The sequence below is a fragment of the Devosia sp. UYZn731 genome, from assembly GCF_040546795.1.
In the GTDB taxonomy this organism is placed as follows: Bacteria; Pseudomonadota; Alphaproteobacteria; order Rhizobiales; family Devosiaceae; genus Devosia.
The window spans coordinates 113,154-126,536 of record NZ_JBEPOL010000004.1; the positions used below are offsets into that span (position 1 = coordinate 113,154).

Sequence of the window (13,383 nt, forward strand, 5' to 3'; positions counted from 1 at the left end):
GCCTAAAAGTTTAGACAAATTTTACCATGAACGAAACGTGTGCGCGTTTCCATGTCAGGCCAGGCAACCAAGCGCCCCCGGCGCAACTTTGGTGAATAACCAAAGAGTATTCCATGATCAAGTTCGCCAGTTTCGCCGTTTTGTCGCTCAGCCTCTGCCTCGTCGCCGGACCTGTCATGGCTCAGAGCGAGCGACCGTTCATCCGGATTCCGATCGAGACGGCTGTGCCGCTGACCGGGGACGCGGTCAATGCCGCCGATTTGCAGGCCTACGTGGCGGAGCGGGCGATGCCGGTCGCCGCGCCGGTTGCCCCGGAAGTCGTCGACCCAACTGCAGTGGCGGAACCGGTCGCGCCGCCGAAGGTGGTGGCCAATCCGGCAATTGCCAAGCTGCAAATTCTCTTGGATCAGGCGGGTGCGTCGCCGGGAGTTATCGACGGTTTTGATGGCGACAATCTGGTCAAGGCCGTCGCTGCGTTTCAGATTATGGCAGGGCTGCCGGTCGATGGCATATTGACCGCCGAGGTTGTTACGCGGCTCGACACCAGGCAGGCGGTGATCGGCGCCTACACCATCACGCCTGAAGATGGTTCGGCGCTGACTGCCCCCACGCCGGTCGATTACGCCGAAAAGGCGCAGATGGCATTTCTGGGTTATTCAAGCATCGCCGAGGAATTGGCCGAGCGCTTCCATATGGATATCGACTTCCTCAAGGCGCTGAACCCGAGTGCGCAGTTCACCGCCGGAGAAACCATTGCGGCGGTGATCACCGGCGCGAACCGTACCGGCGTCGTGGCAAGGATCGATGCCGACAAGACGCTGCGGCAGGTGCGGGCTTTCGATGCCAACGGCGTCATGCTGGCGGCGTATCCGGCGACGATCGGCAGCGAGGATAATCCTTCGCCCAGCGGCACTTATACGGTCGTCTCGGTGACGCCGATGCCGAACTATACCTATAATCCGAAGATCAATTTCCAGCAGGGCGAGAATACTGGCGTACTGACGATTCCGCCGGGGCCAAACGGGCCGGTAGGCTCGATGTGGATCGCGCTGTCCAAGCCGACCTTCGGCATTCACGGCACGCCTGAGCCATCCCTGATCGACAAGACCGGCTCGCATGGCTGCATCAGGCTGACCAATTGGGATGCCGATGAGCTGGCGGGGATGGTCCAGGCGGGCGTGGTCGTGACCTTTATTTAGGGCAGCTCAACCGCCCTTGTTGAAATGGTCGTAGATCAGTTGCGCCATGGCGCCGGAAATGCCGGGCACCGCAGCGAGGTCTTGCAGCGAGGCGCGTCCGGTGGCCTTGGCGGAGCCGAAATGGTTGAGCAGGGCCCGCTTGCGGGTGGGGCCGATGCCCTCGATTTCGTCTAGAGGATTGGCGACAGCGTCCTTCTTGCGCTTGGCGCGGTGGGTGCCGATGGCGAAGCGGTGGGCTTCGTCGCGCAGGCGCTGGACGTAATAGAGCACCGGGTCGCGATGGGGCAGCATGAAGGCCTCGCGGCCTTCCATGAAGAATTTTTCGCGGCCGGCATCGCGTTCTTCGCCCTTGGCGATGCCGATGAAGGTGACTTCCTTTTGCAGGTTCATTTCGGCGATGACGCCGCGCACGGCGCTCATTTGGCCGGCGCCGCCGTCTATGAAGACGACGTCGGGCCATTCGGGCATGCCACCTCCTTCGTCTTCGGCCTCTTCGTCGTTTTCATTGGCGAGCCGGGTGAAGCGGCGCGTCAGCACTTCGCGCATCATGCCAAAATCGTCGCCGGCGGAAATGTCGGATTTGATGTTGAAAGTGCGGTAGTGCTTTTTCGAGAACCCTTCTTCGCCCGCCACCACCATGGCGCCGACAGCATTGGTGCCGGAAATGTGCGAGTTATCGTAGATTTCGATGCGGCGCGGCGGCTCGTCCAGCCCGAAGCATTCGGCGACACCTTCGAGCAGGGTACGATTGGTGGCGCCTTCGGCGAGCTGGCGGCCCAGGGCCTCGCGGGCATTGTTGAGGGCATGGTTGACCAGATCGCGCTTTTCGCCGCGCTTGGGCACTTCGACATAGACGCGGCGGTCGGCGCGCGAGGACAGCGCCTCTTCCATCAGGTCATGTTCAGACAATTCGTGGCTGATCAGCACCAGGCGCGGCGGGGTGCGGCTTTCGTAGAACTGGCCGATAAAGGCTTCGAGCACTTCGGCGTCAGAGAGCGACGAGTCGGCGCGCGGGCGATAGGCGTAGTTGCCCCAATTCTGGAAGGCGCGGAAGAAGAACACCTGGACGCAGAACTGGCCGCCTTCATGGTGAATGGCGAAGACGTCCGCCTCTTCCACCGATTTGGCAGTGGCGTCGCCCTGCGACTGGATTAGCGCAAGGGCGCCGAGACGGTCGCGGAGGAGAGCGGCACGCTCGAAATCGAGCTGTTCGGCGGCCTCGTTCATGTCCTTTTGCATATGGTCGCGCACGCCCTGCGAGCGGCCGCTCAGAAACTCGCGAGCCTCGTTGACCAGTTCGGCATAGCCTTCGGTGGAGATTTCGCCGGTGCAAGGGGCCGAGCAGCGCTTGATCTGGTGTTGCAGGCAGGGGCGGGTGCGGGCGGCGTAAAAGCTGTCTGAGCAGTTGCGCAGCAGGAAGGCCTTTTGCAGGCTGGCAATGGTGCGGTTGACGGCGGTGACCGACGCGAAGGGGCCAAAATAATGGCCCGGCCGGCGGCGGGTGCCCCGGTGCTTGAGCAGTTCGGGGGCGGGGTGATCGGTGGCGATCAGGATATAGGGGAAGCTCTTGTCGTCGCGCAGCAAAACGTTGAAGCGGGGCTTCAGCCGCTTGATCAGATTGGCTTCGAGCAGCAGTGCTTCGGACTCGGTCTCCGTCCGCACGAACTCCATGGTCACCGTGGCGGCGATCATGCGTTGCAGGCGGATTTCGAGCGCTTCGGGGCGTGTGTAATTGGTGACGCGCGCCTTGAGGTTGCGCGCCTTGCCGACATACATCACCTCGCCGGCGGCATCGATCATGCGATAGACGCCGGGGGAAGTGGGCAGGGTGCGAACGAGGGCTTTGATGACCTCGTGGCCGCTGGGCGGGGATGTGTCGGTCATGATCGTGGTGTCGGTCCGCGGCGTGCCGCATAGTCGAGGTGCTGGCCGCCGTCGAGCGCCAGCATCTGGCCGGTCATCGACGGCATTTGCAGCAACATCATGACGCCGGTGGCGATCTCGTCGGGGCCGGCATGGCGCTGCAGGGGCAGGGTGGCGACATGCTTGTCGAAGGCGGCCTGATCCTGCCGCGAATGGGGCAGGACGGGGCCGGGACCGATGGCGTTGACGCGGATATCGGGGGCCAGTGACTGGGCAAGCGTACGCGTGGCGGTCCACAGCACTGATTTGGACAGCGTGTAGCTGAAATAAGCGGGCGACAGATGCAGCACGCGCTCGTCGACGATGTTGACGATGTTGCCCTGCGCGCCTGTGGGAAGCTGGGCGGCGAAGTCGCGGGCGAGGAAGATGGGAGCCTCGGCGTGGACGGCGAAGTGCTGGTCCCACAGGGCTTCGTCGAGGTCGCGGGCGCTGTCGGGGTCAAACACCGAGGCGTTGTTGACCAGAACCGTGAGCGCGCCGAACGGCTTGGCGGCGCGCTCCATCAGGCTGGCGCGCTGGCTGCGTCGGGCCAGGTCGGCCTTGACGATAGCTGCCCTGCCGCCGGCCTTGACGATTTTGGAGCGCACCGCGCGCGCGCCCTCGGCGTCGGAGCGGTAGTGGATGATCACGGCGTGGCCGGCGTTGGCCAGGCGCGTGGCGATGGCTGCGCCAATGCGGTCGCTGGCGCCGGTGACAAGGGCGACGGATTGGTTTGGTGATGGCTCGGTATGATTCGTCATGGTCGATCAGGTTGGAACAGGCAGCGGACCATAAGCTGCTTTGGCTGCACGCATCAACGCTGTGCACAGATAGGGAATGCCAGGGCTTGGACAAGGGCTGTCAGTAGCCCAACTTAGGCAGTGGCTCTGTCCTTTTGTTACGCATGAATCAGGCGTAGCCTCACCTTGTTGTTACCGCCCGGCGGGGAGGCTGCGCGGGACATTTTGGGGAGAATGTTGAGATGGAAGCTATCGTACCACTTCTGGTGCAGTTGATTGCCGGCGGGGCCGGCGGCAACGTCATCGGGCAGGTGATCAAGTCGCTCAATCTCGGGCCAGTGGGTAATTCTATCGCCGGGGCGATCGGTGGCTTGGCGGCCACGTGGCTCGCGACCAAGATTCCGGGCCTGGATGGGCTGGTCGGCATGGCCAGCACCGCTGCGGCGGATGGCACAACGGCCGCGGCTGGCGGACTGAATGGCGGCGCCCTGGCTGGGCAGGCCGTGACGGGTCTGGTTGGCGGCGGTATCCTGACGGCAATCGTCGGCGCCATCAAGTCGAGCATGGCGAAGGCCTCGTAATTGAGCTAGTGCATGGCGTCCCCGCCGGTTCGGCGCGGGGCGCCGTTTTCCTCATATCCAGCATTGTCCATGACCACTCCACTAGTCGCGACCCGCGGCGACAATGTCGCTCGCGCCATCCTCCTCACCCTAATCACCATTGGCGTTTTTGGCGTGCAGGACGCGGTTGCCAAGCTGCTGGTGCAGGACTATTCGCCATTCCAGATCACCATGATGCGCTATTGGGGCTTTGCCCTGTTCGCACTGATTGTGGTGATGCGGCAGGCGCCGTTGCGCCAGGCCCTGGCCTCGAAGGCGCCGCTCCTGCAGGTGATGCGCGGCGTATTGCTGATGGGCGATATCTGGCTGTTCGCGCTGGCGCTGCGCACAGTGCCGCTGGCTGAGCTGCAATCGATCTCGCTGATCTATCCGCTGCTGGTGACGCTGTTCGCCATTCCGGTGCTGGGCGAAAAGGTCGGGGTGTTTCGGCTTGTGGCGGTGGTGGTGGGCTTTGCGGGCGCCATGGTGATCGTACGGCCGGGCGGGCTGGCGCTGGATTGGGGCGTGGGCTTCGCTGTCGCGTCATCGACGCTTTACGCGCTCTACATCGTCATCACGCGGCGGGTGAGCGCGGTTGATCCTGCGCCGACCAGCATGGCCTATGCCGCATTGATCGGGCTGGCGATGTCGAGCGCCGTCGGGGTGTTTTTCTGGCAGCCGATGGACTGGAAAAGCGTGGCGATGGCAGTGGTCGTAATGGGCACCACCTCGGTGGCCCATGGGCTGATGACGGTGGCGCTGTCGATGGCGCCCGCCAGCGTGCTGCAGCCGTTCAACTACTTCTCGCTGCCTTGGGCGATCGTGCTCAGCGCCGCCGTGTTCGGGCATCTGATCGACGGGGTATCGCTGATCGGGGCGGGGATCATCGTTGCGGCAGGCCTCGTGGTGATGGCGCGCGAGCGGATGAAGCGGGTAGATGTCGTTGATGAGGCGGCCGTTGGGCGGGACGGGTAGGACCCCAACGTCGATCCCTCCCCCATATGGGGAGGGAAGCTTGAGAGTGGCCGCGACTGCCGCAGCGAACCCCAGAGGTTCGCTCAGAGCTTGACCTTGGCGTTCTCGCCGATCTTGGGGGAGCGGCGGGTGACTGCGGCGGCGAGCATCGAAATGGCGGTGACGACGCGGCCGGGGCTGTCCCAGAGTTCGGCATCCTGCGGCGCGACCTTGATAACGCGGATGGCTGGATCATCAGCATTGTCCCACCAGGCTTGAGCGAAGGGCGACCAGAGTTCCTTGATCTTGGCGCGGTCATTAAGGACCGTGCCCTTGCCGGTGATCGACACATATTTGGAATGTGGAATATCGGCGAAGGCCAGGGTGACGATTGGGAAATTTTCCACCTGATCGTCCTTGTGGCCATCGACGTCGGTCAGGAAATAGATGGCGTGTTCGTCGCGGTCGACATTGGCCTGCAATGGCCGGCTGCGCTGGCGCTCGCCGTCCCAGGTGACGAACATGCAAACGCCGATTCGCTTGGCGAGTTCCCAGATGCGATCGACATGCTCGCCATGGGCATGGTGGGCGGTCCCGTTGGCCTTGGGTTTAGGCTTGGCGGTGATGGCGGGTTTAGCGGCCTTGGTTGTGGAGGAACTCTTGGCCACCGGCTTTCTAGCGGGTGCAGCCTTGGTTGCCGCAGCCTTGGGCTTGGCCTGTTTGGCCGGTGGTGTGCGCGGGGCGGGGGTAGTGGATTTGGTCTCGGTGGTGGCAGCCGTGCTGGCCATGGCGACAATCCTTTCGCGTTTCTTGGCAACACAACGAGCCATGGCGCCGCACGGTTGCGTGGCGCGTGGTCTTGAACTGCGCGCCGTTGAGGGGCATGTCATCGGCATGGATCGAGGGGGCGTGGAAAATGGCCTGGCTGATTGAACTGGCGCTAGTGCTATTGCTGGTTGGCGGCGGCTGGACGCTGTTTACGCGCGGCAAGCGCACCGATGAACGCGAATCGCTGACCTTGCGGCGGGTCGACGCCTATATCGAGACGATCAGGCGCGAGCGCAGCAACCGCGCTTTGGTGTCGATGAGCGACAGCGAATTGCGCGATCTGCTGCATATGGGCGCGCGCAATCTGCGCATCGCCGGCGAGCGCAAGGCGTGGACGCTGCTGGGCGTGGCGGGTGTGGGCACTTTCGCGGCCATTGTGGCGGCGACGCAGGACGGCATTCGCGGCTTCGCCATTGCGGCGGTCGTCGCGGCGGTGGTGATCTACGGGCTCAACGAATTTCTGACGCGGCAAATGCGGGCGCCGCTGGAAAAGCAGGGCATCGATATCGAACGCATCAAGGTGGAATGAATTAGAAAGCGCCGCCCCGAAGGGCGGCGCTTAATTCTAGTTAGTTGCCGAGGCAGACGTAACCGTCAGGCCCGTTGAAGCAGACGCTGCCGTTGTCACGCGGACGGGGACGATGGGGACCATTGCCCCAACCCGGACCGTTATTGCCCCAGTCGGGGCGACCTGGGCCGTTACCCCAGCCGGGACCATTCCCCCAGCCTGGGCCGTTATTGCCCCAATCGGGGCGACTCGGACGGTTGGGGCGGCCGCGATCGAGATAGCTGGCCGAAACCCAGCCGTCGGGACCGCGCTTTTCGACAAAGCACCAGCTGCCTTGGCAATATTGCACGTCGACCTGTTCGCCGCGGCGAATGGTGTCGATGGCATAATAGCCGGTGCCGGGACCGGAGCGCACATTGACGTTGCCGGTGACGAAGGCAGGAGCCGCAGAGGCGGCAATGCTGGTGCCCAGCAGTGCCAAAGCGGCAAGCCCGGCAGCAAGTATTTTCCTGTTCAAAGCCATGTTCTGAACTCCTTACTCAGGGGGCGTTCATCGCCCGTGGACCTACATAACGGCCTCTTGCCTGAACCGAACCTGAATGGTCCGGTCATCTTGGCACGCGCTATAAACGCAGCAGTTCGACGAAACGTTTGAGGGTGCCGGCGAATTTCTTGCGGTGCTTGGGCTTGAGCTCGCCCATCAGCGCCTCTTCGAGCTGGGTCCAGTGATCGGCCAGGGCGTTGCGGATGCGCACGCCGCGTTCGGTGAGGGCCAGACCGGGCGCCAACTCCGGACCCACAGCCTGGCGACCGACCAGTTCGCGGCCGATCAGGCGTGCGAGCCGGGCATCGAGCGCGTCCTGCGGCAGGCCCAGTTGTGCGGCGAGCGCCGTCTCGGTGGTGCCCGAACGGGCCAGCTCGAACAGCACGGCGTCATCGCCCGGCTCCAATCCGCGCTCGCGCAGGGGCACCAGGAGGGCCTGATGCGCCAATTGGCCGGCCTCGATGAGCCGGTAAAGCGATGATCGGGACGAGGGTCGAGACATAGGCGGGAAAATAGTCTGAACTCCGGGCATGCGTCGATCTGCCATCCAGTCTATCGTTAATCGTGGCACGACCAAGCCCCGTTATTGTTCACCGGGCGCAGATGAGTTATGCGTCGGTGCATGCCGAAACGGATCGCCGGATTGGCACCGCAATCGCCGACAGGCCGGAGTAGGGCAATGACCCAAGACCTCGCGCGCATCCGCGCCTTCGTGCAAGTCTTTGACTCCGGCGGCTTTTCGGCGGCGGCGCGCCAGCATGGGCGCTCCAAGGCGCTGCTCAGCAAATATGTCACCGATCTCGAGGACTATCTCGGCGTGCGGTTGATGAACCGGACGACGCGCAAGCTGAGCCTGACCGAGGCGGGCGAGGCCTATTATCGCGAATCCAGCTCGCTGCTGCAGCAATTGGACGATCTGGACGCCACCATCACCGACCAGACCTCGGAGCCGCGCGGGCTGCTGCGGGTCTCGGCGCCGCGCAATTTTGGCGAGGATACGCTGGCGCCAGCGATTTTCGCCTACCTGGCCAAATATCCCAAGGTGACGCTCGATCTGCGGCTGGAGGATCGCTATGTCGACCTGGTGGATGAAGGCATCGACGTGGCGCTGCGGATTTCGACCATGGCCGACAGTTCGCTGATCGCCCGCAAGATCGCCGACATGCACCTGTTTATCGGCGCAGCGCCATCGCTGCTTGAGGTGCATGGCGTGCCCAAGCATCCTGAAGATTTGCGCAATCTTCCGTGTATCGTCGATACCAATCTGCAGGGGCAGGCGAATTGGCGGTTCTTCGAGGATGGCAAGACCGTATCGGTGCCGGTGACCGGACCGGTGCGAGTCAATTCGCCCCTGGCGGCCCGCCAGGCGGCCATCATGGGCCTTGGCTTTGCCGCATTGCCATCCTACCTGGCTGATCCGAAAGTAGCGTCGGGTGAACTCGTGCCGGTCTTGACCGATTTTGTGCCCACCGGGCAGACGCTGCAGGCGGTTTATCCGCACCGTCGGCATCTCGCCGGCAAGGTGCGCGCATTGATCGATCACCTGGTCGACTGGTTCGCCACGCACCCAATATCCTAGGGGTAGTCGTTGGCGATCATGCAGTTTGGACGTTGTGCAGCGGCGCGGCTTTTGGCGCTTTGCGTCATCGCCCTGGCGCTGGTTTTGCCGGCTGCGGCCCATCCCCATATTTTCATCGATGCCAAGGTCACGGTGGTGTTCAACGATGCCGGAGCCGTTGTGGGACTCAAGCACAACTGGACCTTTGACGAGGCCTTTTCGTCGTGGGTGGTGCAGGGGCTCGATACTAATGGCGACCGCGAAACCAGCCCTGAGGAATTGCAGCCGCTGGCGGACGACAATCTCAAAGGCCTGACCGAATACGGTTTTTACACCTATGCGGGCACGCAGGATAATCCGCTGAAATTCACCCCGGATGGCGATCAGCGCTTTGTTTATGAGAACGGCCGAACGACGCTCACCTATGGGCTGACCGTGACCAATCCGCAGCCAATGGCCAACCGGTTCGAGCTGGGCGTTTATGACCCCGAATATTACGTCGCTATCAGCTTTGCGGCTGCCAGCGACGTGGTGCTGGAGAATGCGCCGGCTGGCTGCGGGGTGACGCTCGACCCGCCCAAGGAGATGAGCCAGGCATTGCAGGACCGACTGTTCTCGCTGGGGCCGGACGTGATGGAATTGCCGCCCGACCTCGCCGCCGCGATGCGCGGCACGCAGGGCATGATCGTCATCACGTGCAATGGCGTTGCGCCCGCGGCGCCGGTTTCGGCGCTCGACGCGGTCAACCAGGTCGCCCAGGCCCAGGCGCATTCGCCCGCATTGCCATTCGGTGGGCCGCCCAAGGAGCCGGGGCTGAACCTGCCGCACAACGGCTTCACCGTGTGGCTGCAGACGCAGCAGCGCGAATTCTACCAGGCGATGAATCAGGCTTTGGCTTCGCTCAAGACCGATTGGACCGCGTTCTGGCTGCTGGGCGGACTGAGCTTTTTGTACGGCATCATCCATGCCGCCGGGCCTGGGCACGGCAAGGTGGTGATCTCGTCCTACATGCTGGCCAACGAAACGCAGGTGCGGCGCGGTATCACGCTGAGCGTGATTTCGGCGATGATCCAATCGGCAGTGGCGGTCGGATTTGTGCTGATCGCGGCGAGCATATTGGGCATGACCAGCATGGCGATGGATGTTGCCGCCAACTGGATCGGCATCATCTCCTACGGCATGGTGGCACTGCTCGGACTGTGGCTGGTGGTGCGCAAGCTGTTCAATATTGGCCACGGGCATCACCATGCGCCTGACGATATGGCGGCAAAGGCGCGCGGACATTTGCATGACGAGCACGAGCACCATCATCATCATGGGGCGCACGATCACGATCATCATGACCATGAGCATCATCATCCGCACCAGCATGCGGCTGAAGCCGGGCATGACCATCACGATCACATGCATATCGTGCCGCCCAGCGCTGCGACCGGAAGTTGGCGCGAGCAGATTGGCGTCGTTTTCGCTGTTGGGTTGAGGCCTTGTTCGGGGGCGCTGGTGGTGCTCGCCTTCGCGCTGTCGCAAGGTCTGTTGCCCGCGGGTATCCTGGCCGTGTTCCTGATGGGCGCAGGTACGGCGATCACCGTAGCTGTACTGGCCACCATCGCGGTCACCGCCAAGGGGCTGGCACAGCGGATCGGCGGCGTGGACAATCCGGTTATGGGCGCGCTGGTGTGGTGGGCCGAACTGCTCGGTGCCTTCGGGGTGCTGGCGTTCGGCGTGCTGCTGGTGATCGCCAGTCTGTAAGCGCGACCCATCGCCGCCTTGCGATTGGGGCGGGAGCGGCTATGGTGCGGCCAAATTCCTAGAACATTTCCAGACTGCGGCGCTCCATGTCCGATAACCTGCCTGCCAATCACCCGCCTGTGGCCAAGCCCAAGATCGGCGTATTGCTGCTCAATCTCGGTACGCCCGAGGCGACGGACTATTGGAGCGTGCGGCGCTATCTTAAGGAATTCCTCAGCGATCCAAGGGTGATCGAGACGCCGCGCCTGCTGTGGTGGCTGATTCTGAACATCGTCATCCTGTCGTTCCGGCCGCAGAAGAGTGGTCACGCCTATGCGCAGATCTGGGACAAGGAGAAAAACGAGAGCCCGCTGCGCGTGATCACCCGCCAGCAGAGCGACGCGCTGGCGCAGCGGCTCGGCGGCGAGGAGAATGTCGTCGTCGATTTTGCCATGCGTTACGGCAACCCCTCCACCGAGGCGCAGCTGAAGGCGCTGCAGCAGGCGGGGTGCCAGAAGATCCTGCTGGTGCCGCTCTATCCGCAATATTCGGCGACCACGACGGCGACTGCTAATGACAAGGCTTTCGAAGTGCTCGGCAAGATGCGCTGGCAGCCGGCAGTGCGTACAGCGCCGGCCTATTTCGACGACCCCAAATATGTCGAGACGTTGGCCCGGTCGATCGAGGAGGGCGTGGCGAAGCTGGATTTCGTGCCGGACCTGGTGGTTACCAGCTATCACGGCATGCCGGTGGAATATCTGGAGCGCGGCGATCCCTACCACTGCCAGTGCCTCAAGACGACGCGGCTGGTGCGCGAGCATCTGGGCTGGGACAAGGGTCGGCTCATGGTCACGTTCCAGTCCCGGTTTGGCCGGGCCAAATGGCTGGAGCCGTATACAGACGTGACTTTAGCAGCGCTGCCGGGGCGGGGGATAAAGAAGATCGCGATCCTGGCGCCGGCATTCTCAGCGGACTGCATCGAGACGCTGGAAGAAATCGCCATGCAGGGCAAGGAAACCTTCATGCATGCCGGGGGCGAGCAATTCGCCTATATTCCGTGCCTCAACGATAGTCCCGGCGGAATGGACATGATCGAGTCCATCGTCCGCCGGGAGCTCTCAGGCTGGCTATAGCTTGATCTTGGCGTTGTCGCCGAAATCGGGGGCTTTGCCGGTGACGGCGGCGACGAGCATTTTGGCGCTGGCAACGAGCTGATTGGGGCTATCCCAGAGTTCGCCGTCGTCGGGGGTGACGGTCAGGAGGCGGATGGAAGGATCATTCTCGTTCTCCCACCAGGCCTTGTCGAAATCGCTCCACAAATCCTTGATCTTGGCACGGTCGTTGCTGATCTTGGCCTTGCCGGCGATGACGACGTATTTGTGGCCGCCGCTATCGACCCAGGCGAGCGAGACGGTGGGGAAACGCTCGATCTCGCCGTTCTTGTGACCTTCGATATCGACCAGGAAATAAATGGCGTGTTCGTCGCGGAAGACGCGGGCGGAGAGCGGGCGGCTGCGCTGGTTTTCGCCGTCCCAGGTGGTGAACATGCAGATGTCGATTTTTTTCGCCAGCTCCCAGATACGGTCTTCGACTTCGTCGGGGGTTAGGTCGCTGTCGTTGGGATGTTCCTTGGCCATGTGAGCCTCCTTTGTTGCAGGAAGCGAACGGGCGGGCGGCGATGAGGTTGCGGAGGATATTTTTCGCGCCGGAGTGATCCAAAACAAAACACCCCCGCCTGGGCGGGGGTGTTGGATGCGTCAGGCCGGATCAGAAGCCGAGGCAGAATGAGGCGTTCTGGCCGGAGACGCAGGTGTTGACGCCGACGGTGTTGTGGGTGTTCCAGCCGCCGTGGTTGTTGCCCCAGCCGCCATTGTTGCCCCAGCCGGTGTGGCGGCGGTGGTGGCGGTCGCCGCCCCAGCCGTTATCGGTGGCGAGGTAGCTGGCGGAGACCCAGCCGTCGCGGCCGGGCTTGGAGACGTGGCACCAGTTGCCGGCGCAATAGTCGATATCGACCGGCTGGCCATACTGGACCGACGAGATGACCGGATAGCCGGTGCCGGCGCCGGCGCGCACATTGGCATTGCCGGTGACGACGCCAGGCGACGCCATGGCGGCGGAGGCGGAAGCGACGAGGACGGCGGCGGCGAGCAGGGCGGTGGTGAACTTGTTCATGGGGAAATCCCTCTGTGTGTCTGGTTGTGGCAGTCGTCTGCCTTGGACACAGTTATGAGGGATGGCGATTGAACGGTGCCTGAGGGGGCCGTTCATCCTGGTTCAGAATGGGAAGCGCCGGTGATGGCCGAACCCGAGCGGGTCCTCGAACAGCAGATCGGGCGGGGTGGCGTTGACCTTGGCGGCCTGGCCGACGAGGTAGCTGGCGCGCACCCAGCCGGTATTGGTGACGAGGCACCAGGCGCCCGAGTGGGTGCAGCGATCCAGCGTCACCACGGTGCCATTGGGCAGCACGCCGATGCTGGCATAGCCCGAGCCGGGGCCGCTTCGCACCTGGATCGTGCCGCCGCTGACCCGGGCGGTGGGCTGGGCCAGAGCCGGGGTGGCGACGAGGGCGAGGGCGACAATGAGGGCGGCGCGCATGGGTGGGGTCTCCGAAGACCGTGAGCATGGCGCGGGCGGACGGCAAATTGATGGCGAAGCCAGCGCCGGGCATGCCGAGACGCCGCACGGCGCGGGCGCCTGCGGGGACACGGTAACGGGCGGCTTTTGCCTCTGAGGTTTGGTTAGGGGAGGCAAGAGCCGCCCGTCACGATCCGGATTTTGAACAGGTTCGGTTCATGCGCGGTATATGCCAACCGCGCGTGCCGG

The 13,383-nt window shown here is 63.4% G+C and carries 15 protein-coding genes; 7 read left to right on the plus strand and 8 right to left on the minus strand.

Features of this window, described 5'->3' with window-relative positions:
* Positions 1-116 precede the first annotated feature (116 nt).
* Positions 117-1,199: a L,D-transpeptidase family protein gene (locus ABIB57_RS11140; protein WP_502914384.1), complete on the plus strand. Its 1,083-nt coding sequence runs from the start codon at positions 117-119 to the stop codon at positions 1,197-1,199.
* A gap of 6 nt (positions 1,200-1,205) precedes the next feature.
* On the opposite strand, the gene uvrC is transcribed toward ABIB57_RS11140, so the two are convergent.
* Entirely contained in the window at positions 1,206-3,083 is a 1,878-nt protein-coding gene (gene uvrC, locus ABIB57_RS11145) for an excinuclease ABC subunit UvrC (RefSeq protein ID WP_354040800.1), read from the minus strand.
* Complete coding sequence (locus ABIB57_RS11150) at positions 3,080-3,862, minus strand: SDR family oxidoreductase (protein WP_354040801.1); 783 nt, start codon at positions 3,860-3,862, stop codon at positions 3,080-3,082. The genes uvrC and ABIB57_RS11150 overlap by 4 nt, the downstream gene beginning before the upstream one ends.
* 221 nt (positions 3,863-4,083) lie before the next feature.
* On the opposite strand from ABIB57_RS11150, the gene ABIB57_RS11155 reads away from it, so the two are divergent.
* Both ABIB57_RS11155 and ABIB57_RS11160 read left to right on the plus strand, forming a co-directional pair.
* On the plus strand, positions 4,084-4,422 hold the full coding sequence (locus ABIB57_RS11155) for a hypothetical protein (protein ID WP_354040802.1): 339 nt from the start codon (positions 4,084-4,086) through the stop codon (positions 4,420-4,422).
* A gap of 69 nt (positions 4,423-4,491) precedes the next feature.
* Complete coding sequence (locus ABIB57_RS11160; RefSeq protein WP_354040803.1) at positions 4,492-5,415, plus strand: DMT family transporter; 924 nt, start codon at positions 4,492-4,494, stop codon at positions 5,413-5,415.
* An 83-nt stretch (positions 5,416-5,498) separates the two neighbouring features.
* On the opposite strand, the gene ABIB57_RS11165 is transcribed toward ABIB57_RS11160, so the two are convergent.
* A complete protein-coding gene (locus ABIB57_RS11165) occupies positions 5,499-6,182 on the minus strand; it encodes a pyridoxamine 5'-phosphate oxidase family protein (RefSeq protein WP_354040804.1) in 684 nt (227 codons plus the stop codon).
* Positions 6,183-6,310: 128 nt separating this feature from the next.
* On the opposite strand from ABIB57_RS11165, the gene ABIB57_RS11170 reads away from it, so the two are divergent.
* The gene (locus tag ABIB57_RS11170; protein WP_354040805.1) at positions 6,311-6,751 is read left to right on the plus strand and encodes a hypothetical protein; all 441 of its coding nucleotides are present in this window, start codon (positions 6,311-6,313) and stop codon (positions 6,749-6,751) included.
* A gap of 40 nt (positions 6,752-6,791) precedes the next feature.
* Here ABIB57_RS11170 and ABIB57_RS11175 read toward each other — a convergent pair whose 3' ends face one another.
* Both ABIB57_RS11175 and ABIB57_RS11180 read right to left on the minus strand, forming a co-directional pair.
* Entirely contained in the window at positions 6,792-7,253 is a 462-nt protein-coding gene (locus ABIB57_RS11175; protein WP_354040806.1) for an SH3 domain-containing protein, read from the minus strand.
* 100 nt (positions 7,254-7,353) lie between these two features.
* Positions 7,354-7,806, minus strand: a complete 453-nt coding sequence (locus ABIB57_RS11180; protein WP_354040807.1) for a winged helix DNA-binding protein — start codon at positions 7,804-7,806, stop codon at positions 7,354-7,356.
* 147 nt (positions 7,807-7,953) lie between these two features.
* On the opposite strand from ABIB57_RS11180, the gene ABIB57_RS11185 reads away from it, so the two are divergent.
* From ABIB57_RS11185 to hemH, 3 genes are all read left to right on the plus strand, one after another.
* Positions 7,954-8,853, plus strand: a complete 900-nt coding sequence (locus ABIB57_RS11185; RefSeq protein WP_354040808.1) for a LysR family transcriptional regulator — start codon at positions 7,954-7,956, stop codon at positions 8,851-8,853.
* 18 nt (positions 8,854-8,871) lie between these two features.
* Positions 8,872-10,581, plus strand: a complete 1,710-nt coding sequence (locus ABIB57_RS11190; protein ID WP_354041355.1) for a HoxN/HupN/NixA family nickel/cobalt transporter — start codon at positions 8,872-8,874, stop codon at positions 10,579-10,581.
* An 86-nt stretch (positions 10,582-10,667) separates the two neighbouring features.
* Positions 10,668-11,693 carry a ferrochelatase gene (hemH, locus tag ABIB57_RS11195; protein ID WP_354040809.1) on the plus strand — a complete coding sequence of 342 codons (1,026 nt, stop codon included), beginning with the start codon at positions 10,668-10,670 and terminating at the stop codon, positions 11,691-11,693.
* On the opposite strand, the gene ABIB57_RS11200 is transcribed toward hemH, so the two are convergent.
* The 3 genes from ABIB57_RS11200 to ABIB57_RS11210 form a co-directional block, all read right to left on the minus strand.
* Positions 11,688-12,197: a pyridoxamine 5'-phosphate oxidase family protein gene (locus tag ABIB57_RS11200; protein WP_354040810.1), complete on the minus strand. Its 510-nt coding sequence runs from the start codon at positions 12,195-12,197 to the stop codon at positions 11,688-11,690. The genes hemH and ABIB57_RS11200 overlap by 6 nt on opposite strands.
* A 130-nt stretch (positions 12,198-12,327) precedes the next feature.
* Positions 12,328-12,732 (minus strand): SH3 domain-containing protein, encoded by a 405-nt coding sequence (locus tag ABIB57_RS11205; RefSeq protein WP_354040812.1) that lies wholly within the window; start codon positions 12,730-12,732, stop codon positions 12,328-12,330.
* 102 nt (positions 12,733-12,834) lie between these two features.
* Entirely contained in the window at positions 12,835-13,155 is a 321-nt protein-coding gene (locus tag ABIB57_RS11210; RefSeq protein ID WP_354040814.1) for an SH3 domain-containing protein, read from the minus strand.
* Positions 13,156-13,383: the final 228 nt, after the last annotated feature.